Source organism: Vibrio sp. SNU_ST1 (genome assembly GCF_030563405.1).
Taxonomy (GTDB): Bacteria; Pseudomonadota; Gammaproteobacteria; order Enterobacterales; family Vibrionaceae; genus Vibrio.
Genome location: NZ_CP130748.1, coordinates 2,353,548 through 2,377,363, shown reverse-complemented (window position 1 = coordinate 2,377,363; position 23,816 = coordinate 2,353,548). Strand labels below are relative to the sequence as shown.

Here is a 23,816-nt window from a genome sequence, read left to right as displayed (position 1 = left end):
AAATGGCTTTGAAAGAAGGAGACCGTATTAGTGTAGTTGATCCATAAGAGCAACTAGGTGGTCTACAGCTTGCTGAGCTTGAGGGCCTTCAGCTGAAATAGTAACGTTAGTACCTTTTACTAGGCCTAAAGTTTGTAGTTTGAACAGGCTTTTTGCGCTAGCGCTTTTGCCGTTAGAAGTCACTGTGATGTCAGCGTCGAAAGATTTTGCTTCTTTAACAAACTGTGCAGCTGGACGAGTGTGAAGACCGTTTTCTGCTGTGATTTCTACTTGCTTCTCGTACATTTTATATACCCCAATTAATTTATTTTTTGTAAGTTTGTAACCAGATTTAGCTTAACTGCTTTAGCCTAAATGCGCTAGAGCCGAGTATGCCATGTTCATGTTAGAACTTAGACTGGTTATAAATTTTATCCGGCCATGGTCTTCTTTTTTGAGTACTCACGACTTTCAGAATTTGTTTATTGCTTCTTTTATTTTGAAGCGAAAAATAAAACAGACCCGATATTACCAAAGGTGAGGCAGGGATCAACAAAAAAGCCCCTATATGGGGCTTTTTTGGACGAAAAATTGATTTGACCACATATTACTGTTGGTTCTCTTTTTCCGTAAAGAGACCAGCAAAGAGGGCAGTGCTAAGGTAACGTTCGCCCGAGCTTGGTAGCACTGTGACGATAGTTTTTCCTTCAAATTCAGGCAGTTCCGAAATTCGGTTTGCTGCTACGACTGCTGCGCCAGATGAGATGCCCGCGAGGATACCTTCTTCTTTCATTAGGCGTTGAGCCATCTCAATCGCTTCTTCAGAAGTTACGGACTCTACGCGGTCAATAATGTCTAAATCTAGGTTACCAGGAATGAAACCTGCACCAATACCTTGGATTTTATGTGGAGCGGGTTTAATTTCTTCACCTGCAAGTGCCTGCGCAATCACTGGAGATTCTGCTGGTTCAACGGCTACAGAAGTGATGGCTTTGCCTTTTTCACCTTTAATGTAACGACTTGTTCCAGTGATGGTGCCACCAGTACCTACACCGGCTACAAACACATCGATCTCGCCATCTGTTGCTTCCCAAATTTCAGGGCCAGTTGTCTGTTCGTGAATCTGTGGATTTGCTGGGTTATTGAATTGCTGTAGTAGTAGGTACTTGTCTGGGTCTGAAGCAACAATCTCTTCAGCTTTAGCAATCGCGCCGTTCATACCTTTTGGTGCTTCAGTTAGCACTAGGTTTGCGCCAAGAGCTTTAAGCAGCTTACGACGTTCTAGGCTCATTGATTCAGGCATTGTTAGTGTTAGCTTGTAGCCGCGCGCTGCAGCAACGAATGCAAGAGCAACACCTGTGTTACCACTGGTAGGCTCAACAAGCTCGATACCTGGCTTAAGCGTACCTGCTTTTTCTGCTTCCCAAATCATGTTTGAACCGATACGACACTTAACGCTGAAGCTTGGGTTACGAGCTTCGATCTTAGCTAGGACGTTACCTTTGCTTACTTTGTTTAGGCGGACTAGAGGTGTGTTACCAATCGTTAGGGTGTTGTCTTCGTAGATCTTGCTCATGCGATATTCCTTCATTTAATGACAGAACTAAACGTAGTATATCTACCAATTTACCGTCTAGTGTCTTTCGATGTTTGTTTAGCTTGAATTTAGATTAAACAAGTTGAAAAAAAGGTAAAAGGATTAAAAAGTTATATCATATAGAGATGTAGCAGGATTCACGCCTATCTTTATTGAAATCAGAACGTCAAAAAGATAGGCGTTGTTAGAGCAGGCTGTAAAACTATAGACGAGAGCGTAGGGCTTGGTCTTTAAACTCTGCAACCCACATTGCAGTAGCGCCGCAGACGGCAACTGGCATCACAATCAGGTTTAAAACTGGAATGGTAGTAAACACAGAAACAAGTGCGCCGAAGCTGTAGCTCTTACCTTGTTTTTGTTTCAAATTATTTCTCATATCGTCAAACTTGATTTTATGGTTGTCGAATGGGTAGTCAGCGTACTGAATAGCTAACATCCATGCAGTGAAAATGAACCATAAAAACGGTGCAACAGTTTGTCCTAGCGCTGGAATTAACAAAAGTAAGAATAAGCCGATCGCTTTTGGCAGAATATAGACCAGTTTGCGCCATTCTCTCGCTAAAATACGTGGGGTGTCTTTGAGTGCATCGAGTAAGCCATCGTCATTGACTTTTTTACCACTGAGTAGTTCTTCGACTTTTTCCGCGAGCAATCCGTTGAACGGTGCAGCAATAAAGTTAGCGAGTGTACTGAAGAAATACGAAAATGTGGCCAAAACGGTTAACACAAGTAGCGGCCATAGGATATATGACAACCACGACAAGAAACTTGGCAATGCACCAATCCAGCCTTCAATCCAAGTGTTTAAGTTGGAGAAAATATAAAATAAAGCACCGCCCACGAGTAGCACGTTAGCGATAAGAGGGAGCAGTACAAACTTACGGATACTCGGCGATAAGGCAATTTTTATTCCGAAAATAAAATAGCCAAAGCCAGAGCGAGGAACAGATTCAATAGTCATATTTAAATTGGGTCACATGTGAATTTGGTTAAATAGCAAACATCTCTAGTGTACTCGACCGAAATTAAGAAAAAAAGCGTGGTGAAAATCACACCAACTAATGAACTAATTGTATTAAGTGGTTCTAAAACAGTGGCTACTTTTGATAGAGTAGTGAGATTAGCCAAATTAACCTAACTTAGTGACAGCGTGTTTATAGCTAGTTGACTAAGAAAGCTGAGAGCGAAAAATGCAGGAATTGCGATTTGTACTCATTATTGTTGGCGCATTAGCTATCGCCGCATTATTGTTCCATGGTCTATGGACGAGTAAGAAAGAAGGGAAAGCAAAGTTTGGAGATAAGCCGCTTGGTAAGCTTGATAACGACAGCTTAGATGAAGCTGAATCTATTCCAAACCGTTCATTCGCTCCTGAGGATGATTTTGAGATAATCCGAAAAGAGCGTAAAGAACCGGATTTTGCTGTCTCACCGTCTGCAACTGATCCGCTGATTGACTCAGATCCATTGTCAGCACCACAAGTAAAAGAAGCTCACGAAGACGAAATAGAATTGAATGATCTTCCTTCTTTCAGTGTTGAAGCCCCGATCGAAGTTAAAGGTGAGCTTGAAGAGGTTGAGGAAGAGAAGGTTGTTGAACCTGAAGTTCCTAGCTTTGAATTGACTGACGAGCAAAAAGAAAATCACGCAGGCTTTAAAGAGCAGCACGGTTCGTTTGAAGAAGCCTTTGATGCGGACGCTGATCCACTGCTTTCTAACGAAGGCTTAACGCTAAGCGAACCGTTTATTGGGAAAGAAGTGGTTGCTGCACAAAGTGTTACTTCGGTTGAAGAAACTAAGTTAGATAAAGACGCCAATTTAGCAGAAGAAGCTCAGTTGGGTGACGAAGTTAATTTAGCTGACGAAAGTAAGTTAGATGAAAAAGCTCATTCAAATGAAGATCTTGGCCTTGAAGTTATTGTTCTTAATGTTCACTGTGCCGGGGAGATCCCATTTGTGGGTACTGAACTTTTCCGTAGCATGGAGAACAACGGCCTAGCTTATGGTGAAATGTCGATCTACCACTGCTTTGCACAAGCGAGCGATGAGCCAAAAGTTATTTTCAGCGTAGCAAATATGATGCAGCCAGGAACACTAGAACATGACGATCCTGCTGACTTTACCACCAAAGGTATTTCGTTCTTTATGACGCTGCCTTGTTATGGTCAAGCTGATCAAAACTTCAATCTGATGCTGAGTGCTGCACAGAAAATTGCCGACGATATGGGCGGAAACGTATTGGATGAGTCACGTAACTTGATGACGCCAAACCGTTTGTCTGATTACCGTAAGCAAATCCGAGACTTTATGACGGCAGCTAACGCCTAGCCGTATTGTTTAGCCTTGTAAATAATCTATATTTATAGAAGAGGGCTCCTAAGGGAGCCCTTTTTGATATTTCAATCACGACAGAGAATGATATGAAAGAATCGATTCAAGTTACCTTAGAGCAGTTAAGAGAAACTCTGCACTATCATGCCGTTCGTTATTACGTAGAAGATAGCCCTGAGATCCCTGATGTCGAGTACGATCGATTGATGCAACAACTGCTAAAGATCGAAGAAGAGAACCCAGAGCTTGTGACGGTAGATTCGCCGAGTCAGCGTGTCGGCGGTCAGCCTCTAGACGGCTTCACTCAAGTGACCCATGAGATCCCGATGCTTTCTTTAGATAATGCTTTCTCTGATGACGATTTAGATGCGTTCAATAAGCGCATGTCTGATAGAGCGCCAACAGCGAACCTAAAGACCTTCTGTTGTGAACCTAAGCTTGATGGTTTAGCGGTAAGCCTACTCTATGTAAAAGGCACCTTAGTACAGGCAGCGACGCGTGGTGATGGTGCGACGGGTGAAAATATTACCGAAAACGTGCGAACCATCAGCTCGATTCCGCTTAAGTTACAAGGTGAAGGCTGGCCAGAACGTATTGAAGTTCGTGGCGAAGTGTTTATGCCAAAAGCGGGCTTCGACAAATTGAATGAGATGGCATTGAAGAAGGGCGAGAAGGTCTTTGTGAATCCACGTAATGCCGCCGCAGGTAGCTTACGTCAGCTTGATTCTCGTATTACAGCAAAACGCCCCTTGGCTTTCTACGCATACAGTGTCGGTGTTGTACAAGGCGCTGAGCTTTCAAATAGCCACTATCAACGTTTCCTGCAGCTGAAAGCTTGGGGCTTGCCTATGTGCCCAGAGACAAAGCAACTGAGCTCGATTGAGGATGTAAAAGCCTATTACCAAGATATCATGACTCGTCGTGATGCTCTGGCTTATGAAATTGATGGGGTGGTGATTAAGGTTGATGACATTGCCGCACAAGAAACTCTAGGTTTTGTTGCACGCGCACCTCGCTGGGCTATTGCTTATAAGTTCCCAGCTCAAGAAGAAATTACTCTGCTCAATGATGTTGAGTTTCAGGTCGGTCGTACAGGCGCTATTACGCCGGTTGCTAAGCTTGAACCTATTTTTGTTGGCGGCGTAACGGTAAGCAATGCAACGCTGCACAATGCTGATGAGATCGCTCGTTTAGGTGTCAAGGTCGGAGATAGCGTGATTATCCGCCGTGCTGGTGACGTTATTCCACAAATTGTAGCTGTTGTACAAGATCGTCGTCCTGAGACTGCTAAAGACATTGTGTTCCCGGACGCCTGCCCTGTATGTAATTCTGCAGTGGAGCGCGTTGAGGGCGAAGCTGTAGCACGTTGTACTGGCGGTTTAGTGTGTCAGGCGCAGCGTAAAGAGGCACTTAAGCACTTTGTGTCTAGAAAGGCGCTAGATGTCGATGGTCTTGGCGTAAAGGTGATAGAACAGCTTGTGGATCGCGAAATGGTCGAAACGCCAGCGGATCTGTTCAAGCTAAGCGCGGGTGTGATTACGGTTCTTGATCGAATGGGGCCTAAATCGGCACAGAATGTAGTGAGTGCGCTTAACAAAGCGAAAGATACGACATTGGCGCGCTTCCTTTATTCTTTAGGAATTCGAGAAGTAGGTGAAGCGACGGCTATGAACTTAGCCCAGCACTTTAAAACGTTGGAGTTGGTTCAAGCTGCAACTCATGAACAGTTGGTTGAAGTGTCAGATATTGGTGACATCGTAGCAAGTCACCTCACGAGCTTTTTCTCACAAGAGAAAAATAGAGCAGTAGTCGACCAACTCATCGAGCTTGGAGTTAACTGGCCTGCAATTGAAGCTGTTGCGGATGATCAAGAGCTACCGTTAGAAGGCAAGGTAGTAGTGTTGACTGGCTCACTCTCTAAATTAGGTCGCAGTGAAGCGAAAGCCGCTTTGCAGGTTTTAGGTGCAAAAGTAACCGGTAGCGTCTCCAAGAAAACGGATATTTTATTCGCTGGTGAAGCGGCAGGTTCTAAACTGACCAAAGCACAAGATTTAGGTATCGAAATAAGAACCGAAGAAGATCTAATAGCCCTTATTTCGTAAGTAAATACAGATAAAAAAAGCTCAAAGGCACTCCTTTTAAGGGAGTGCCTTTTTTGTTTCTGATATAAAAATGATGGCTTTTTAATTGTTGAGAAATTTGTTCCTATACGAACTATGAAATCAGGACAGTGATGACGCTCAACATTAATGAAATGTTGCTTTAGTTGTTTATTAAATGCGAGTGATATCAATTTTTAAGAGGTTGAGGTGAGGCTAAGTTTTTGTTTTTTAATTATTTTTCCTTTTGTTATCTCGATCTTTTCAATTAGTAGACCTGGATCACTAAGTACATGATAAATTTGCACCAACTCATATTTTTTTAGATGAAAATTAAGTTCTCGTTGATCTTTTTTGGGGTGAAGTTAGTCTTATTGGCATGGATGCACATTGTGTATAACCAGAAAGGAAATCGAGAATTCGGTGTTTCAGGGTTCTCAAACAAGAAAAGGTATTTCTCTCTACGGCGGCCAACTTTAGGCGGGAAATATTCAAACAGCTATATCCATTTTTAGGAGTTTTATTCCATGGAAAACAAAATTTTCAAACGTACTTTACTTGGTGCTGCAGTTGCGATGATTTCAAGTGGTGCATTCGCATCTGAATCTTCTCAAGTTGGTGTTATCTCAGATTTTAACGTTCAGGCTTACGGTGTAGCAGCAATCTCTGTTGTTAACTATGATTCAGAAAAAACAAAAAATGGCGTAAAAACTGACACAGGTACGGGTTACGATTACGAGAATGAATCTCGTATTGGTTTCCGTGCAAGTAAAGACATGTTCGATAACGTGAACGTATTCATGCAAATTGAATCTGGCTACGTTGGTGAAAACGGTGACGGTGCGACACTAGGTAACCGTGATACGTTCTTAGGTCTGCAAGGTGACTGGGGTAAAGTACGTTTTGGTCGTATGTTAACGCCAATGTATGAAGTAATTGACTGGCCTTATGCTAACCCAGGTTTGGGCGCAGTATGGGACTGGGGCGGCGATGTTAAATATAACCGTGACCGTCATGGTGATATGGCTCGATACGATTCTGCTGACTTGAATGGTTTTACATTCAACCTAGCAACAGGTCGTGGTGACTCAAGCGTTAAAGATAACTACTTCTACGGCGCGGCTGCTCACTACCGTTTAGCTGATACGGTTACTTTCCACGCTGCTGTTGAATCAGAATCAGATCGTCAACTAACAGCTGCAACAGCTGGAACTGCTGCTGGTACATGTTTAGTAAGTTCTGGCTGTGATGGTGTTAAGTTTGGCGATGCGACTGCAGCGGTTGCAGCGACGTCTGCTGAAATGGCTGACACTTTCGGTTACCTAATCGGTTTTGAAGCGTCACTTCCTGCTGGTTTCGGTATTTCTGCAGCCTACAAAGCGGGTGAGTCAGATGTTCAAGGCGGCGCTAAATCAGAACAGGCTTCATACTCTGTAATCGGTCAGTACTGGAACGGCCCTTGGGGCTTCAAACTAGGCTACGCGGCTAACCTAGAGTCTGAAACTGATGGTGTTAAAAACGCTGATGAAGATAGCGTAATCTCAGGTCAGCTAATGTACGTTCATAACGGCTTTGTTCCTTACATTCGTATTGCACAGCGTGATATTAAAGCTGACGATAAAGGTTCTATTGCTAACACAGATACGTTCGTTACACGTATTGGTTTAGAGTACGGCTTCTAATTGAAACCATGCTTTAAGTAAAGAGATGCGCTGGCTTGTTAGTCGGCGCATATTCATTTCTGGTCCAGCCTAAGAAAGAAAAGGCATCGAAATAATATTATGGGGAAACCCTCGAGGTAGTTAATATGAAAAAAATAGTTTTAGCATCGATTCCTTTATTCTTAATTGGATGTACAACATTAGATTCTAATAGTGATTTTACAGATTCCGTTAAAAGAATAGAGAGTAAGCAAAATTATCAAATCGTCGTTGGTGAGTCGTTGTCTCCTGATGTGCTTGAAGTTAGACAAGGTCAGCTAGTGAACTCGTCTTTAGAGCTAAATTACGTTACCCCGAACAGTACTGTAACGGTACCTGATTCATATATAACGATGGAGCTTCAGTACTTTAAAAATTATAATGAGTACCGCTCTGTCTTAGTTAAGGGGGCTGAAGGTAAAGTACCATTAAAACCTTATGCAGCTTCAGCTGAAACATGTAGTGATATATGTACTCAAACACAGTATGTAAAATTTCCGGTGTCCAATGAAATCTTCAACGAAGCGCCTTTTAAAGATCTAATTTTTGATGTCCAAGTTTCAAATGCGAACAGCATTTCATTTTCTATCCCTGCTGGCTACATTGAAGCAATCGTAAATACTGGTAATAAAAACGCTACAGCTAAACCAATGGTTGCAGCAGTACCTGTAGTCGCAGCAACACCTGTAGCTGCAGTGCCCGCGATACAGCAAGAGCCGGTAAGCCAAGCTCAAGAGATGTCAAAATATTGGTTTGAACAAATTCCAACGGAACAAAGAGACTCTGTTATTAACTGGTCCGTAGCAAATCGAAATGGTGTTGTTGATTCTTTGGGTGATAATGTCAAAGAGATTGAAATGTTCGAATATTGGTTTAACAAAGCTTCGAAAGAAGAACGTAAAGCGATAATCAAACAACTAATCGAGTTTTAAAGGAAAGGAGCCTAGGCTCCTTTTTTGTTAGTGTAGAACCTTACCATTACTATGTTTGCATATAACGATAGGCATATATTCTACAACACTACTTCCTAAGTCACATTTTATGATCGGTCCAGATGCAGTGCTTCCTACATTTTGGGCGAATACAGAGAAGCTTAAAACTAAGCTAAAAATTAACGCTAGATAACATTTCATAATGACACCTCACTAAAAATCTCTTCAAACAAGAGATATCCATTAGTATGTGAGGTATTTCTCAAAGATCAAAAAAATCAAAAATTTCCTATGAAAAATAACGAATGCCTATTTTGCTATTTCAATCAGTAACTTGTTGATAGTTGGTGTTTGGGTTTGTTGGAAAAACTAAGCTACTTTCATCATTTGATGTAAAATAGCCATAAACAGCAGACTTTATTTTCGAACATTATATTGCTTCAATATTTTTGTTTCGGTAGCTAGCATTCCTAGATGTTTGAAGAATAGTCTTAGGTTTCTAAATAGTTTTTAAGCGATATTTACTTGAGTAATATTATGAACATAAGCGAAGTTGCAAGCCTCACGCAGTTATCACCTAAGTCTATTCGTTTGTATGAAGACAAAGGGGTGATATCTGCACCGTTACGTTCTGAAAATGGTTATCGGTCTTATGGTGAGAAGCAGATCAAGGAGCTCGGAATCGTAGCGAAAGCGAGAAGCGCTGGTTTTTCGCTTGATGAGTGTCGTGCGCTTGTTGAATTAGCCGACAACCCATGTCGCGAAAGTGCCGATGTTAAAGCAAAAGCGCTAAGTAAATTGGAAGAAGTGAATAAAAAAATTGAAGACTTATTGATCATTCAGAAGACATTGAAAGAGTGGGTTGAACTGTGCCCTGGTGACTCAAATAGCCATTGCCCAATTATCGATTCACTTGTAGAGAAAAAGCCATAAGTTGGTTACTTATGGCTTTGAAGGAGGGTTTTCTTGATTATTGTTTAGTAGGGCTTATCGTGAGAACAATGCCATCGACAGCAGTAATCACGACTTCCTCTCCCGCATCAATATCATGTGTACTCATCGCAGACCATGAGCTATCCCCTAGCTTTATCCTACAGTTACCTTTTTGTACTGATTCTAAGAGACGAGTCTTTCTTCCAATTAGTTGTTTCTCTCGTTGATTAAGATCTCGAGTAGAGTCAGATTGCTTGTCACTCGATAGCTGTCTTCTCCACCACAGCCAAGTGGTGATAAGCGAGAAGCTCGCAAAGGATAGCCATTGCATCTGCCAACCGATTGGTAGTGCGCCCAATAGCGCTCCGACAAGCATGGCAGATATACCTATCCACAAAAAGTAACCAGCGGTTCCAATCAGCTCAAGTGCTAACAACGCTAGCCCAAACGCTAACCAATGCCAGTAGTTTACTTGTTCGAGTAATTCGACCATAAGTTAGTCCTTACTACCCTTGTCATTCTTATGTGCAAATATCTCTGCAATACCCGCAACAGAACCCATTAGTCCAGTCGCTTCGAGCGGTAGCATGATGATCTTACCGTTTTCTGCTTGACCAATAGACTTCAGTGCGTCGGTGTAACCTTGTGCAATAAAGTAATTGACCGCTTGCATGTCGCCTTGAGCAATCGCTGTTGATACCATTTCTGTCGCTTTAGCTTCAGCTTCGGCAGCCCGTTCACGAGCTTCAGCTTGCAGGATAGCTGCTTGCTTTTGACCTTCCGCTTTTAAGATTTCTGATTGTTTGTGACCTTCTGCTTTCAATATCTCAGCTTGTCGTACACCCTCTGCCTCTAGGATATCTGCACGTTTGTTACGCTCGGCTTTCATCTGAGCATTCATCGCAGCGGTAAGGTCTGCTGGTGGCTGTACGTCTTTGATTTCGATACGCGTAACTTTGACACCCCAAGGGTTTGTCGCTTCATCAACGATATTCAATAATTTGGTGTTAATCATGTCTCGCTGGCTGAGCATTTCATCCAGTTCCATCGAGCCCAGTACAGTACGGATATTGGTGAGAGTTAAATTACGAATCGCGTGCTCAAGATCATTCACCTCATAAGCCGCTTTAGGCGCGTCGATCACTTGAACGAAACACACCGCATCAATAACCACATTTGCATTATCTTTGGAGATGACTTCTTGTGCCGGGATGTCGAGAACACGTTCCATCATACTGATGCGTTGTCCGATTTTATCGATAAATGGAATGATCAGGTTCAGACCTGGTTGGAGGGTTTGTGTATAACGGCCGAAGCGTTCTACGGTCCAGTTATTGCCTTGCGGAACCGTTTTTACTCCGGCGAAAATAAACAATATTGCGACGGCAGTAAAGACGCCGATAGTAATCAATGTATCAATAGCCATACAAAATCCTTTGCAAGTTTAAGTTTTTGATAGTTCAGTATTGATACTGGCTCATATTTAAATTCTGAGCAAATTTATAAATGAGAAATGGGCCATAAAATATTGATTTTATGGCCCATTTTACATTCTATTATTCGATAAACTAATTGATTGAATTGTCAGTTTTCGATGAGATATACGATGCTTATCTTTAGTGCTTTTAGGGTTTAGTTAGTAGAGCAGAGAGTACAGTTGTCGGCGGTACTTACTGGCAACTGGGTTACCTTGTCCAAGCGCACTTAAGATATCCATGAACTCTTTTTTCATATCGCCATCGCAAGCATTTAGATCTTTTGCTAGGAAAGACCATAACAGTTCCATCGCTTCTTCGTTGCGATTCACTTGGTGATATTGCAATGCTAATTCAGATGCGGTCTTAGCGTCATTTGGGTCTTGCTGAAGAGCGGTTTCTAATGCTTGTATTTCAGGGCTGTCTGCTGCTTGCTTGTGAAGCTCAAGCTTTGCGACTAAGCCTTTATAGTAATTATCTTGGTACTCTAGAGGGATGGTGGCTAGCTGAGTTTCAGCTAGATCAAACTGTTGCGTTTCTAACAAACACTCTGCGATCGCCAGTTTTACCTCGCCTTTACCCGTTAGCTCTAGTGGCAATTGTTGCATTGCAGCGAGAGCTTGTGTGTGCTCGCCTGCTTGCATTTGCTCGAGAGCCTGACGCAGTGCGAGCTCGTCTTGGCTAGGAAGATGTTTTCCTAACATTTCAATAATCGCTTCTATGCTTTGTGGACCACCCAAACCATCAACAGGCTGACCGTTAACAAACAGTGCAATAGTAGGGAGTGCTTGTACGCCGAATTGGCTAGCAATTGCCTGCTCTTGTTCACAATTCAACAGAGCTAAAGTAAAAGCGCCGTTGTATTGTTGAGTTAATGTTTGAAGTTCAGGAATGACTTGGGCGCTCTCTTGGCTCATTGGTGCCCAAAAATGGATGAGTACAGGGGTCTGCATCGAACCTTCTAATACTTGACGAAAGTTCTGCTCATTTAGTTCAACAATATGCGGAGATTGCATTTACGTTCCTTGATGTTTGTTTTGTGGATACGTTGCAAATATGGGGGGATAAGTCGGTAACTTCAAGATCTAACTCGGTTATCTCAAATAAAAAGAGCCAAAATAGAAAAACGCTATGCTTCTGTGTTGATAACGTGGTTATCTCAACAGGGGAGGCATAGCGTTATCATTGAGGTGGTCAGTGAGGCATTGCGTGAGATACTCAAAACAGAATAAACAACGTAATCGCCAGACTCACACCTACCCAATTGAGGCGGTTTAAAGTCATGAAATATCCAGAAGTCGATTCATCAATTGGGGATAATCGATGAGATAGGATAAATCATGACATCTTATTGTTACGGAAAAATTACATCGTTACATTAAAGTTTGCGACGATGCATTCAAAGTTAGAAATTTATGCAGCTTTTCTCAAAATAGGGTCTAGCCAGCGACTCGGTAGAATCCTTTTCAATACCGCGAACACTTTAGTTGGGGTTGTAACTCGGTATCTGAGCTTGGGTTTATCTGCGGTGAGTGCGTGATAAACCGGTTCAATACAACTTTCAGGCGGCAGAACAAAAGCGTTGTTCGATGATTCTTTTTCGAGTCGGTTTTTTTGCTGTTGATAAGCTTCTTGATGAGCGCTACCAGTAATGGTAATCCATTTATTGAAGGCTGTCAGGGCGTTGTTTCTAAACTGGGTTTCAATTGGACCGGGTTGTAATAACGAGATATGTATACCGCTACCATACAGCTCTAAACGTAACGTATCTGTCCACCCCTCAAGCGCGAACTTCGAAGCGTTGTAAGCGCCACGATATTTCATTGCAGCAAAGCCTAGGACTGAACTGTTTTGAACGATCCGACCTTCGCCGCGCTCGCGCATGTGCGGAAGGATTTGACAAACAAGATGGTGCCAACCAAAGAAATTCGTTTCGAACTGTTCTTTGAGCCCTTGTGTCGGCAAGTCTTCTAAGGCTCCTGCTTGACCATAAGCGCCGTTGTTGAATAAGCCATACAATCCGTTAGGTGCCAGCTCAATAGCAAGCTGTGCAGCTTGTTCAATGCTTTCTTGATTAGAAAGGTCGAGCTGTATGCAGGTCAGTCCTTCATCTTGCAGACGCTGTACATCTTGCGGATGACGACACGACGCAATGACGTGGAAGCCACGCTTCTGTAGTGCATGTGCACATGTGTAGCCAATACCCGTTGAGCAACCGGTGATAAGAATCGACTTGTTCACGCTTAATCCTTCATTAGAGTCTTTATCGCTCTAGGGTAAAGAATTAGTCTTGATGTTGTAACAAGTTTTTTAAGGCTGGTTCGATTCGTGAATAACTAAAGATAAATCCCATTTCAGTGAGTTTCTTTGGTTTGGAACGAATGCTGTCAAAGAGCAGACAAGAAGATTCCCCCATCAGAAGCGACATTGCCCATTTCGGCGTGAATAAGAAATGAGGTCGGCGTAGTTGCTTGGCGAGTGTGCTGCTGAACAGTTTGTTGGTTACAGGATGAGGGGCACACATATTAAATTCCCCTTGAGCGTGAGGAATCGACAATAAGTGGTTGATAGCTCTCACCATATCAAGCATGTGGATCCAAGGCATGTATTGCTGGCCTGAACCTAACGGTCCGCCTACCCCGAGCTTGTAGGGCATTAGCATCTTCTTCAACGCGCCGCCATTTTCACCTAACACAATCCCCGTTCTTAGTAGTATCACACGCGTCTCATCGGATTGGGCTCTCTTGGCTATCTCTTCCCAGTGCGCACAGACTTTATGGGGAAAACTTTCGTCTTCTACTTGTAGTGATTCATCAAATGGGTGTTGCTGTTGATCGCCATAGTAACCTACAGCCGAACCGCTAATAAAAACCTCCGGTGGGGGGCTACTGGCATGAATTAATTCGACCAGTTTTTCAGTGATGTGCCAGCGACTGTGACAGATCCTCTCTTTTTGCTCTGTACTCCAACGCTTATCTGCAATCGGTTCACCTGCGAGGTTGACGACAACATCAAAATCATTGAGATCACTGAGTTCATCAAGGGATTGAATGTAATGAAGGTTGTTCTGGTTGAGGTGATTTAGGTTTTGCTTCGCTTTTTCAGGACTCCGCGTCAGCAGTGTCACGTCGTCAGTGTTCCAACTTTTGACCAATTCAGAGCCAATAAATCCAGTACCACCAGTTAACAATATCTTCATACCAATCTCCCTATTACACATAATTATAGACATGGCTTGTTTTTAATCGCCAATCAATACGAAAAAATCACTATAACGATCAGTTGGTTTCAATCGTGTGATACCTGAATTACGCCTGATTTAATTTACTCTGGCGAGAAATTAAATTCATTTGGTCAGGATGTGTACCGTTATCACACTTATGGATTTTACTCGGATATGTTACCAACTGCGTAATATTTGTCACATAAGGAATGATAAGGATTTGCCATGATTATTGGTAATTAATAACCAGGCACAATTTCAATGACTAGGAGTTGCGATGACAGCAGTGCTTGCTTTGTTTCGAGCCATGTTAGGTAGTCTAAGGGATCTCTTGCCGATCGTGGCGGTGATTACTTTCTTCCAGCTTGCTGTTTTGCAAGAGCCACTCCCTCATCTTTTGTCTATTCTAATTGGCTTAGTGCTGGTGGTTTTGGGACTGACTTTTTTTATCTTTGGCCTTGAAATGGGTCTCTTCCCAATCGGCGAGTCGATGGCTCAAGCTTTTGCTCGTAAGGGGAGCGTGTTTTGGTTATTGACCTTCGCTTTCTGTTTAGGCTTTGGTACCACCATTGCCGAACCTGCGTTAACCGCAGTGGCCGCCGAAGCAGCAGAAGTGGCCGCTGAAGGTGGTGTTATTCCCAACTCTTTAGATGAAATGGAACAGTACGCCGATGGCTTGCGCTTGACAGTGGCATTGTCGGTTGGTATCGCTATTTTACTTGGCGTGCTGCGAATATTAAAAGGCTGGCCAATTCAGTACATGATCATCGGTGGTTATATTGGTGTGGTGGTGCTCACCGCTTTCGCCCCTGAAAATATCATTGGGATTGCGTATGACTCCGGTGGAGTGACAACATCGACGATCACCGTTCCGTTAGTGACCGCATTGGGGGTGGGGTTAGCGTCTGCGATTAAAGGAAGAAACCCGATGATTGATGGCTTTGGATTGATCGCCTTTGCTTCACTGCTGCCGATGATGTTTGTCATGGTGTATGGGATGGTGGTGACATGATCAGTGTCCAACAATTTATCGACACCTTTTTAGGCACTGTGATGGATGTGATTCCAATTGCGGTGATCATCTTTGGTTTTCAATTGGCGGTGCTGCGCAAGCCAGTTAATAACCTAGCCAAAGTGTTGGTAGGTTTCTTTTACGTCATTCTTGGTTTATCGCTCTTTTTGATGGGGTTAGAGCTCGCGTTGTTTCCTTTGGGGGAGACAATGGCAATGCAATTGACCGAGCCCAGTTTTCTGACTGAATTTAAGATCAGTTCAGGCCTTGCCTTAGTTTGGTTTGATTATTACTGGGTTTACCTTTTCGCGTTTTGTATTGGTTTTAGTACCACGATAGCTGAGCCCTCTTTGATTGCGGTAGCGATCAAGGCGAATCAAGTCTCTGGTGGTAGTATCAGCGTTAATGGGCTGAGGATCTCCGTGGCGTTAGGCGTAGCGATTGGCATATCGCTAGGTAGTTATCGCATCGTGGCTGGTGACCCTATTCATTACTACATCATTGTTGGCTATGTCATTGTGGTAATTCAGACCTTTTATGCACCCAAATTGATTATTCCATTGGCTTACGATTCTGGCGGGGTTACGACATCAACGGTGACGGTTCCTTTAGTAACGGCACTTGGGTTGGGACTCGCGTCAACGGTGCCAGGAAGAAATCCGGTAATTGATGGCTTTGGGTTGATTGCTTTCGCGAGCTTATTTCCAATTATATCCGTGATGGGGTATGCCCAAATAACGCAATGGCTAAACCGATCACAATCCTCTAAGGAGAGCAAAGATGCGCTTTAAACTTATCTTAGCGTTTGTAGAAGAGAGCAAGACCGATGTCGTGCTCGACGCCGCGCGTGATGCGGGCGCAACAGGGGCAACCGTGATTAACAATGCCAGAGGGCAGGGGCTAAACCAAAAACGCACCTTCTTTGGGTTAACGTTAGAGGTGCAAAAAGATGTGTTGCTGTTTGTGGTTGAGGAGCACCTAGCTAGGCATATTCTTGAAACTATCGGTGAAGTGGGGGAATTCGACCAAGAGTCAGGGCAAGGGATAGCAGTGCAGATCGATGTCGAAGATGCGGTCGGGGTCGCGCACCAAGTTGAAACATTAACTAAGGTTGTGGAGGACGAGTTATGAGTGTCAGTGAAAAAATCCGAGTAAGCGATGTAATGGCTAATACGTATGTGATTATCGATGGGCTAACCACTGTGTTGGAAGCGATAGAGATGGCGAAAAAGCACAAAGTGAAAGCCATTATTGTCGATAAGCGCCACGAAGATGATGAATACGGCATCGTATTGATGAATGACATTGCCAAAAAAGTATTAGCTAAAAATCGGTCTCCAAAGCGAACTAACGTTTATGAGATCATGACTAAACCAGCGTTAAGCGTGTCTGCTGACATGAATGTGAAGTACTGTGCACGCTTGTTTGAGCGTTTTGGTATCAGTCGTGCGCCAGTCGTTAGTGATAACAAGATAGTCGGTATGGTTAGTTACAATAATATCGTGATCAACGGTATGGCGAGAGATGACGTGTAGCTGTTAGATACGTACAATAGGCTCATAAATTTTATGGAGAAGTACGTGTGAAATTATTTTTTGCTTCAGACCTACACGGTTCGCTGCCAGCAACAGAAAAGGTATTAGAACTCTACCAAGCGTCTGGTGCGCAATATTTAGTGCTATTGGGTGACATTCTGAATCATGGTCCAAGAAACCCGATCCCAGAAGGATATAACCCGCCGGCGGTTGCAGAGAAGTTGAATGCGTTTTCTCAAGAAATTATTGCTGTTCGTGGCAACTGCGATAGCGAAGTGGATCAGATGCTGTTGTCTTTTCCAATGATGATGGATTACTCGTGGGTACTATTAGAATCAGGTCAGCGTATCTTTTTAACCCATGGCCATTTGTACAATACCAATAAAAGGCCTGCGCTGAAAGCGGGTGACATTATTGCCCACGGTCATACCCATATTCCAGTTGCTGAATACCAAGAAGAAATCTTTATCTTTAACCCTAGCTCTGTGACATTCCCGCGAGATGGCCACGCAGCAAGCTACGGCGTCTATGAAAACAATGTCTTCAAAATCATCAGCCTTGACGGTGATGTTCTCGTGAGTGGTCAGCTATAAGATTTCGAGTTAGTTCCATCAACATTACATCGAGTGGCGGAACAGAATTGCTGACTTCTGTGCAAAGGCTTACTTTGAGTCCACGTGGCCGAGGTCTCTGTCTGGAGCAATGATGTTTCGTACTCTTTGCTTCAGAACTTTAGCCTCAGGAAAACCGCCGTCCGCTTTTCTTTCCCAAATCTGTATTCCATTACAAAAAACCTCAAATCGACCTCCGGTATCTGGGTGTAAACTCACTTGCTCTATCTCTTCACTGAAAGTATGCAGTAACTCTTGGCATAACCAACTAGAACGAAGCATCCAATTGCATTGACGGCAATAGTGTATTGCGATGGTCGCTTTGGAGATTGATGTACCTACCGAGTTTGGTTCTGCATTCATAGGTATCCTTGAAAATTCTATACAGTAGTTTGATGTCAACAGTTAATAAAAAAGGGGCATCATGCCCCTTTCTATTGGTATATTGTTTAATGATATAAAGTTTTTGATATTAAATAACTGTCGAGTTTTAGTTTGAGCCAGCTTTAGTTTGAGAACAATACTCTAGAGCCATGATTTAGGCTAGTGAGCAGCAGTGCCTTCTGATTAATAATATCAATGCGTCGGCTTTGTTCTGCATCCATTTTAATCACTTGAGTGATCAGTTCGAGTTGCTCTTCCGAAAAGTCTTGTCGCTCAGCAGAAGTGACATCTTTAAACTCCGTTGGTGAGATCAGTAAGTAATTATCGTTAATATCCCACTGACCGGTTTCGGAAATATTGATGACGTTTGCGGGTGCAGTCTGAGTGCCATACAATTTAACCACAGCCATTCTCAGATACGTACCATTTGGCAGGTATTTCGCATTCGATGACAATTCAACTTTGCGCAGTGGTCCGATTGAATCCTCTTGCTTGATATCGCTAATCAGCGTGACCATTTTCGATTGCCATTCGTGTTGTGTCAGCAAGCGCTCTACTTTTGCATCGCTACCCCAGTACAACCAACCGCTAAAGAAAGCAGAGATAACCAGTAAAATAATGGATACTTTTAATTTCATGTTACTGACCACCGTTACAAATGTCGTTTACATCCGACTGGTTTGCGTAAATTCTTAGAGTTATATTCTCGCTCGAGTAATCTTGAGGGTGAATATAGTTTAGAGCTAGATTGTTACCTTGCCCCCCTGTTGCAATCACTTCAGTTGGCTTTAGCATGCCTGTGTGGTTAGTGTTGTAACGCAATACACATTTCTCTATCGCTGGTAGCCAACTAGTCAGACTCGGGTGGTTAATTGGTGTTTGAACTTTGACACCATTAACCTCTGCTAATGTTCGAAACTCTGACTCTGCTGGGTTCGTTAACGTTAAAACGAGTACTGGCATGATGAAAGCGACAAGCAGTATTCCAAACGCTAACCATTTATTAGGGCTTTCAGTTTTAGGTTCAGCCTGATTGGTCACCGGTTCCGATTCGACATGGGGCTCTTGAGCCTTTGCAATCGGCTCTGGGTCGATAGTTTCAGTGATGACCTCGTCAGCTAATGTGGTATTAGCAAACGTTAAGATCGGCTCTACGTCACTTTCTGAAATTTCAGTTGTTACTGGCTGATCATTTGATGACAGTGGTGCTGAGCGTTCAACCGTCGCGATAAATTGGTAACCGCGTTTAGGAACAGTCTTTACGAATGCTGGAGATTTGGTTGAGTCTTTGAGCATTTTTCTGAGTGTCGATACCGCTTGCGTTAAGCTAGAGTCGTCCACCTCAAAGCCTTGGTCTCGCCAAACATATTCGTGTAATTCGTTACGAGTGATAACTTCATTGGGTCTTTCTGACAGCATCAGGAGAATGCGGCTTTCATTGCTGCCAAGGCGTACGACTTCACCGTCGCTCATCTGATCAACAAGTGAGTTGCTATTTGGGTCAAATACGAACCGCTGTGCGAGAATAAACTTTGTGCCGATATTGCTCATTGAACTCTTCTATTTTGGATGATTTGGGGTGCGAAATAGACAAATCTCAGGTGAAGTTCTGTTAATTCTTCACCAAATCATGGCTTCTTTTATGTTCTTTTATATTTATAACACTCAAGGATAATAAAAACAGATCAAAAAAACAGTGTTTTTATGCTTTTTGACCTTGAATTTACATTTGTCATCCTCATGTTAATGAACAGAAGAGTGGCATAATGTGTAACGCCCCTATGATTATTCAACATAAAGTATAGATGTTTTGGAGTAAAAATGAGCGAAACGGCAACGCAAAATAAAGAGACTCGTGGCTTTCAATCTGAAGTAAAACAACTACTTCATCTAATGATTCACTCACTGTATTCAAATAAAGAAATCTTTCTACGTGAGCTGATCTCTAACGCATCTGACGCGGCTGATAAGCTTCGTTTCCAAGCGCTATCAAATGGCGACCTTTACCAAGGCGATGCTGATTTAGGTGTAAAACTTTCGTTTAACGCTGAAGCGAATACTTTAACGATCTCTGATAATGGCATCGGTATGAGCCGCGACAACGTTATTGAGCATTTAGGTACTATTGCTAAGTCAGGCACCGCAGACTTTTTCTCAAAGTTGTCTGAAGACCAAAGCAAAGATTCTCAATTGATTGGTCAATTTGGTGTGGGTTTCTATTCTGCATTTATCGTTGCAGACGCAGTGACTGTTCGCACTCGAGCTGCTGGACTTGCTAATGACCAAGCCGTGCAATGGCACTCTGCGGGTGAAGGTGATTACACTATCGAAGACATCACGAAAGAATCTCGTGGTACAGACATCATTCTTCATATGCGTGAAGACGGCAAAGAGTTCTTAAATGAGTGGCGTCTACGTGAAGTGATTGGTAAGTATTCTGATCACATTGGTATCCCTGTCTCTATCTTCACAGCGGTGAAAGATGACGAAGGTAAAGACACCGAAGAGAAGCATTGGGAACAGATTAACAAGGCTCAAGCGCTTTGGACTCGTAACAAGTCTGATATTGAGAAAGAAGAGTACCAAGAGTTTTACAAGCACGTATCTCACGATTTTGCTGATCCACTAACCTGGAGTCACAACAAAGTTGAAGGTAAGAACGACTACACAAGTCTGCTTTATATTCCTGCGAAAGCACCTTGGGATATGATGAACCGTGATCATAAGAGCGGCTTGAAACTATACGTGCAACGTGTGTTTATTATGGATGACGCAGAGCAGTTCATGCCATCTTATATGCGTTTCGTTCGTGGTTTGATTGACTCAAACGATCTGCCACTGAACGTGTCTCGTGAAATTCTACAAGACAACAAGGTTACTCAGTCTCTTCGTGGCGCATGTACCAAGCGTGTGCTGACTATGCTTGAGCGCATGGCGAAGAATGACAACGACAAGTACCTAGAATTTTGGAAAGAGTTTGGCCTTGTACTGAAAGAAGGTCCAGCGGAAGACATGGCGAACAAAGAAAAAATCGCTGGTTTGCTTCGCTTCTCATCAACGGAAGTGGATTCTGCTGAACAAACTATCCGCCTAGCATCTTACGTTGAACGCATGAAAGAAGGCCAAGACAAGATCTATTACCTAACAGCAGATAGTTACGCTGCCGCTAAGAACAGCCCACACTTGGAGCAGTTCAAAGCAAAAGGTATCGAAGTGGTCCTAATGTACGATCGTATTGATGAGTACGTAATGAATTACCTGACTGACTTCGACGGTAAACAGTTCCAATCGATCACTAAAGCGGGCTTAGACCTAAGCAAGTTTGAAGGTGAAGAAGAGAAAGAGAAGCAAAAAGAGACAGAAGAAGAGTTCAAATCTGTAGTTGAGCGCACTCAATCTTACCTAGGTGCTCGTGTTAAAGAGGTTCGCACGACATTCAAGTTAGCAACTACGCCTGCTGTTGTTGTTACCGATGATTTCGAGATGGGCACTCAAATGGCTAAACTTCTTGAAGCTGCAGGTCAAGCTGCTCCTGAAGTTAAGTACATCTTTGAGATTAACCCTGAGCATGCGCTAGTTAAACAGATGGCAGATGAAGCGGACGAACAAGCGTTTGGTCGTTGGGTTGAGCTACTACTTGGTCAAGCTATGCTGGCTGAAAAGGGCTCAATGGAAGATCCGTCACAATTCTTAGGTGCAATCAACGAACTACTGACAAAACGTTAGTCTTTCGACTTTGGGCTAAGCTCATAATTATAAATAAAAGCTCGCTAATGCGGGCTTTTTTTGTGAACGTCGCTTAACTTCATCGAAATGTCGCTAAAATTACTAACTAGACGAACACAAACGCTGTCGATACATTCTTTAGTCTTAATTTAAGCAAAATTGAATATTAATGTGATAGAATGCTCGACCTAATCAGCTGGTATTATGAACCTATCATCTCCAGTTGTATGATTTTTAAACGTTATACCGAAACTTACCGTTTTGCTTCTGTTTACAGTTGTGCTTAGCCTCAGTTGTTACCTAACCTCTCTTGTTTGACCTAAATTAAACCAGAAAGGCGGGATAGTGAGCTTCGGTATAAATCATAATTTTTATAAGAGGATTAAACATGCGCATCATTCTTCTAGGTGCTCCTGGCGCGGGTAAAGGTACTCAAGCTAACTTCATCATGAACAAATTTGGTATCCCTCAAATTTCAACTGGTGACATGCTACGTGCTGCTATCAAAGCGGGTACTGAGCTTGGTAAGCAAGCAAAATCAGTAATCGACGCTGGTCAGCTAGTTTCTGATGAAATTATCCTTGGTCTTATCAAAGAGCGTATCGCTCAAGATGACTGTGAGAAAGGTTTCCTACTAGACGGTTTCCCACGCACAATCCCTCAAGCTGATGGCCTAAAAGAAATGGGTATCGCAGTAGACTACGTTGTTGAATTCGACGTAGCTGACGATGTGATTGTTGAGCGTATGGCTGGTCGTCGTGCTCACCTTCCTTCTGGCCGTACATACCACAATGTGTACAACCCGCCTAAAGAAGAAGGTAAAGATGACATCACTGGCGAAGAGCTAGTGGTTCGTGATGACGACAAAGAAGAAACAGTTCGTGCACGTCTAGGCGTATACCACGATCAAACAGCTCCGCTTATCTCTTACTACGGTAAGGAAGCAGAAGCAGGCAACACTAAGTACCTTAAATTTGATGGAACTAAGCAAGTTGCTGAAGTTAGTGCAGAACTTGAGAAAGCACTAGCATAATTGGCTAACAGCCAGTTTTAGAATTTGATATATTGGAAGCGACCTTAAGGTCGCTTTTTTTGTTTCAATTTTTAGTCATATACCAATCTAGATAAACTCGATTGTGCACTGTTTCCGTGGTGCGGCTTAGATTCGCGCGGCTAACGATCAATGTGATGTTGTGATCACCTAGGTTAAGAACGATTATTCTTAAATTTAGTGGCACAACAATGATCTTAAACTTATGTAGATTAGTATATTACGTTCCAGAAAATCACATATTGGTCTCAGGTATCTATGAAAAATAATAAAAAGCAGGGCGTTTTACTGGTGAACTTAGGAACCCCAGACTCGGCGACCCCAGCTGGCGTTCGTCGATTTTTGAGTGAATTCTTACACGACAAGAGAGTAGTCAGCTTAACTCGCTGGCTTTGGTTCCCTATCTTACATGGGGTGATTTTACCGGTTCGCTCCCCTAAAGTAGCCAAACTTTATCAATCCGTTTGGATGGATGAAGGCTCACCACTGCTTGTGTACTCTCAAAGACAAGCCGAAAAGCTCCAGAAAAAATTACAGATGCCCGTAGCGCTAGGTATGACCTATGGCAACCCAAGCCTTAAAACGGGCGTTGAGCAATTAATGGAGCAGGGCGTTGAAGACATCATCGTATTGCCTTTATATCCTCAATACTCAGGCACGACCACAGCGGCCGTATCTGATGGATTAACCAAAGCCTTTAAGCAGATGCCAGTGATTCCGAGCTATCGCTTTATTCGCGACTACTACGCGCACCCAAGCTACACAAAAGCATTGGCTGAAAGCGTGCGTAGCCATTGGGATAAAAATGGCAGAGCCGATCATTTAGTTTGTTCTTTCCACGGTATTCCGAAGCGATTGGCTGATGAAGGCGACATCTACCCACAGCATTGTGAAGCGACAACAAAGCTCCTTGCTGCTGAGTTAGGCTTATCAGCGGACGATATCACCATGACATACCAATCTCGATTTGGTCGAGAAGAGTGGTTGAAGCCATACACTGACGACACACTTGAATCATTGCCGAGCAAAGGCATCAAAAAAATCGATATTATGGCGCCTGCATTTTCTGTGGATTGTTTAGAAACGTTAGAAGAGATTTCTGATCAGTGTAAAGAGACCTTTATTGACGCTGGTGGCTCAGACTTTAGTTATATTATGTGTCTTAACGACAGAGACTCGCACATCGATATGATGGCGGAGTTAGTGGCGCTGTATCGTTAAATACGACT

General features: G+C 43.0%; 24 protein-coding genes. 13 read left to right on the top strand and 11 right to left on the bottom strand.

Annotated elements, in window-relative coordinates:
* Positions 1-27 precede the first annotated feature (27 nt).
* The 3 genes from Q5H80_RS10310 to cysZ all read right to left on the bottom strand — a co-directional run bounded on the left by Q5H80_RS10310 (position 28) and on the right by cysZ (position 2,537).
* Positions 28-285, bottom strand: coding sequence for an HPr family phosphocarrier protein (locus tag Q5H80_RS10310; RefSeq protein ID WP_004734263.1), 258 nt, complete (start codon positions 283-285; stop codon positions 28-30).
* A 301-nt stretch (positions 286-586) separates the two neighbouring features.
* The gene (gene cysK, locus Q5H80_RS10305) at positions 587-1,555 is read right to left on the bottom strand and encodes a cysteine synthase A (RefSeq protein WP_304564685.1); all 969 of its coding nucleotides are present in this window, start codon (positions 1,553-1,555) and stop codon (positions 587-589) included.
* Between the two features lie 223 nt (positions 1,556-1,778).
* Entirely contained in the window at positions 1,779-2,537 is a 759-nt protein-coding gene (gene cysZ, locus Q5H80_RS10300; RefSeq protein WP_304564684.1) for a sulfate transporter CysZ, read from the bottom strand.
* 229 nt (positions 2,538-2,766) lie between these two features.
* On the opposite strand from cysZ, the gene zipA reads away from it, so the two are divergent.
* The 5 genes from zipA to cueR all read left to right on the top strand — a co-directional run bounded on the left by zipA (position 2,767) and on the right by cueR (position 9,570).
* Complete coding sequence (gene zipA, locus Q5H80_RS10295; protein WP_304564683.1) at positions 2,767-3,903, top strand: cell division protein ZipA; 1,137 nt, start codon at positions 2,767-2,769, stop codon at positions 3,901-3,903.
* A gap of 92 nt (positions 3,904-3,995) precedes the next feature.
* On the top strand, positions 3,996-6,008 hold the full coding sequence (gene ligA / locus Q5H80_RS10290; RefSeq protein ID WP_304564682.1) for an NAD-dependent DNA ligase LigA: 2,013 nt from the start codon (positions 3,996-3,998) through the stop codon (positions 6,006-6,008).
* A 524-nt stretch (positions 6,009-6,532) separates the two neighbouring features.
* The gene (locus Q5H80_RS10285; protein ID WP_304564681.1) at positions 6,533-7,687 is read left to right on the top strand and encodes a porin; all 1,155 of its coding nucleotides are present in this window, start codon (positions 6,533-6,535) and stop codon (positions 7,685-7,687) included.
* 125 nt (positions 7,688-7,812) lie between these two features.
* The gene (locus tag Q5H80_RS10280) at positions 7,813-8,637 is read left to right on the top strand and encodes a DUF2057 domain-containing protein (protein ID WP_304564680.1); all 825 of its coding nucleotides are present in this window, start codon (positions 7,813-7,815) and stop codon (positions 8,635-8,637) included.
* 537 nt (positions 8,638-9,174) lie between these two features.
* The gene (gene cueR, locus Q5H80_RS10275; RefSeq protein ID WP_304564679.1) at positions 9,175-9,570 is read left to right on the top strand and encodes a Cu(I)-responsive transcriptional regulator; all 396 of its coding nucleotides are present in this window, start codon (positions 9,175-9,177) and stop codon (positions 9,568-9,570) included.
* A gap of 37 nt (positions 9,571-9,607) precedes the next feature.
* Here the strand turns inward: cueR and Q5H80_RS10270 are convergent, their stop codons facing one another.
* The 5 genes from Q5H80_RS10270 to Q5H80_RS10250 form a co-directional block, all read right to left on the bottom strand.
* Positions 9,608-10,063 (bottom strand): NfeD family protein, encoded by a 456-nt coding sequence (locus Q5H80_RS10270; RefSeq protein ID WP_304564678.1) that lies wholly within the window; start codon positions 10,061-10,063, stop codon positions 9,608-9,610.
* Between the two features lie 3 nt (positions 10,064-10,066).
* A complete protein-coding gene (locus Q5H80_RS10265; RefSeq protein ID WP_304564677.1) occupies positions 10,067-10,996 on the bottom strand; it encodes an SPFH domain-containing protein in 930 nt (309 codons plus the stop codon).
* 210 nt (positions 10,997-11,206) lie between these two features.
* Entirely contained in the window at positions 11,207-12,061 is an 855-nt protein-coding gene (locus Q5H80_RS10260) for a co-chaperone YbbN (RefSeq protein WP_304564676.1), read from the bottom strand.
* Positions 12,062-12,458: 397 nt separating this feature from the next.
* The gene (locus Q5H80_RS10255) at positions 12,459-13,286 is read right to left on the bottom strand and encodes an SDR family oxidoreductase (RefSeq protein ID WP_304564675.1); all 828 of its coding nucleotides are present in this window, start codon (positions 13,284-13,286) and stop codon (positions 12,459-12,461) included.
* Between the two features lie 43 nt (positions 13,287-13,329).
* Positions 13,330-14,244, bottom strand: a complete 915-nt coding sequence (locus Q5H80_RS10250) for a TIGR01777 family oxidoreductase (protein ID WP_304564674.1) — start codon at positions 14,242-14,244, stop codon at positions 13,330-13,332.
* A 301-nt stretch (positions 14,245-14,545) separates the two neighbouring features.
* On the opposite strand from Q5H80_RS10250, the gene Q5H80_RS10245 reads away from it, so the two are divergent.
* The 5 genes from Q5H80_RS10245 to yfcE are packed head-to-tail and all read left to right on the top strand — an operon-like array spanning position 14,546 to position 17,408.
* Positions 14,546-15,280, top strand: coding sequence for a DUF1538 domain-containing protein (locus Q5H80_RS10245; RefSeq protein WP_304564673.1), 735 nt, complete (start codon positions 14,546-14,548; stop codon positions 15,278-15,280).
* Positions 15,277-16,071 carry a DUF1538 domain-containing protein gene (locus tag Q5H80_RS10240; RefSeq protein ID WP_304564672.1) on the top strand — a complete coding sequence of 265 codons (795 nt, stop codon included), beginning with the start codon at positions 15,277-15,279 and terminating at the stop codon, positions 16,069-16,071. Before Q5H80_RS10245 ends, Q5H80_RS10240 begins: the two co-directional genes overlap by 4 nt.
* Positions 16,061-16,411: a P-II family nitrogen regulator gene (locus Q5H80_RS10235; protein WP_304564671.1), complete on the top strand. Its 351-nt coding sequence runs from the start codon at positions 16,061-16,063 to the stop codon at positions 16,409-16,411. Before Q5H80_RS10240 ends, Q5H80_RS10235 begins: the two co-directional genes overlap by 11 nt.
* Positions 16,408-16,815 carry a CBS domain-containing protein gene (locus Q5H80_RS10230; RefSeq protein ID WP_304564670.1) on the top strand — a complete coding sequence of 136 codons (408 nt, stop codon included), beginning with the start codon at positions 16,408-16,410 and terminating at the stop codon, positions 16,813-16,815. Before Q5H80_RS10235 ends, Q5H80_RS10230 begins: the two co-directional genes overlap by 4 nt.
* Before the next feature lie 47 nt (positions 16,816-16,862).
* Positions 16,863-17,408 (top strand): phosphodiesterase, encoded by a 546-nt coding sequence (yfcE, locus tag Q5H80_RS10225; protein ID WP_304564669.1) that lies wholly within the window; start codon positions 16,863-16,865, stop codon positions 17,406-17,408.
* 69 nt (positions 17,409-17,477) lie between these two features.
* On the opposite strand, the gene Q5H80_RS10220 is transcribed toward yfcE, so the two are convergent.
* From Q5H80_RS10220 to Q5H80_RS10210, 3 genes are all read right to left on the bottom strand, one after another.
* Positions 17,478-17,789: a SelT/SelW/SelH family protein gene (locus tag Q5H80_RS10220; RefSeq protein WP_304564668.1), complete on the bottom strand. Its 312-nt coding sequence runs from the start codon at positions 17,787-17,789 to the stop codon at positions 17,478-17,480.
* A gap of 143 nt (positions 17,790-17,932) precedes the next feature.
* Complete coding sequence (locus tag Q5H80_RS10215; RefSeq protein ID WP_304564667.1) at positions 17,933-18,448, bottom strand: regulatory protein ToxS; 516 nt, start codon at positions 18,446-18,448, stop codon at positions 17,933-17,935.
* Position 18,449: 1 nt separating this feature from the next.
* Positions 18,450-19,361, bottom strand: coding sequence for a transcriptional regulator (locus Q5H80_RS10210; RefSeq protein ID WP_304564666.1), 912 nt, complete (start codon positions 19,359-19,361; stop codon positions 18,450-18,452).
* A 270-nt stretch (positions 19,362-19,631) separates the two neighbouring features.
* On the opposite strand from Q5H80_RS10210, the gene htpG reads away from it, so the two are divergent.
* The 3 genes from htpG to hemH all read left to right on the top strand — a co-directional run bounded on the left by htpG (position 19,632) and on the right by hemH (position 23,808).
* Positions 19,632-21,536: a molecular chaperone HtpG gene (gene htpG, locus Q5H80_RS10205; protein ID WP_304564665.1), complete on the top strand. Its 1,905-nt coding sequence runs from the start codon at positions 19,632-19,634 to the stop codon at positions 21,534-21,536.
* Between the two features lie 388 nt (positions 21,537-21,924).
* A complete protein-coding gene (adk, locus tag Q5H80_RS10200) occupies positions 21,925-22,569 on the top strand; it encodes an adenylate kinase (protein ID WP_009847341.1) in 645 nt (214 codons plus the stop codon).
* Positions 22,570-22,845: 276 nt separating this feature from the next.
* A complete protein-coding gene (gene hemH, locus Q5H80_RS10195; RefSeq protein ID WP_304564664.1) occupies positions 22,846-23,808 on the top strand; it encodes a ferrochelatase in 963 nt (320 codons plus the stop codon).
* The last annotated feature ends 8 nt before the right edge of the window (positions 23,809-23,816 follow it).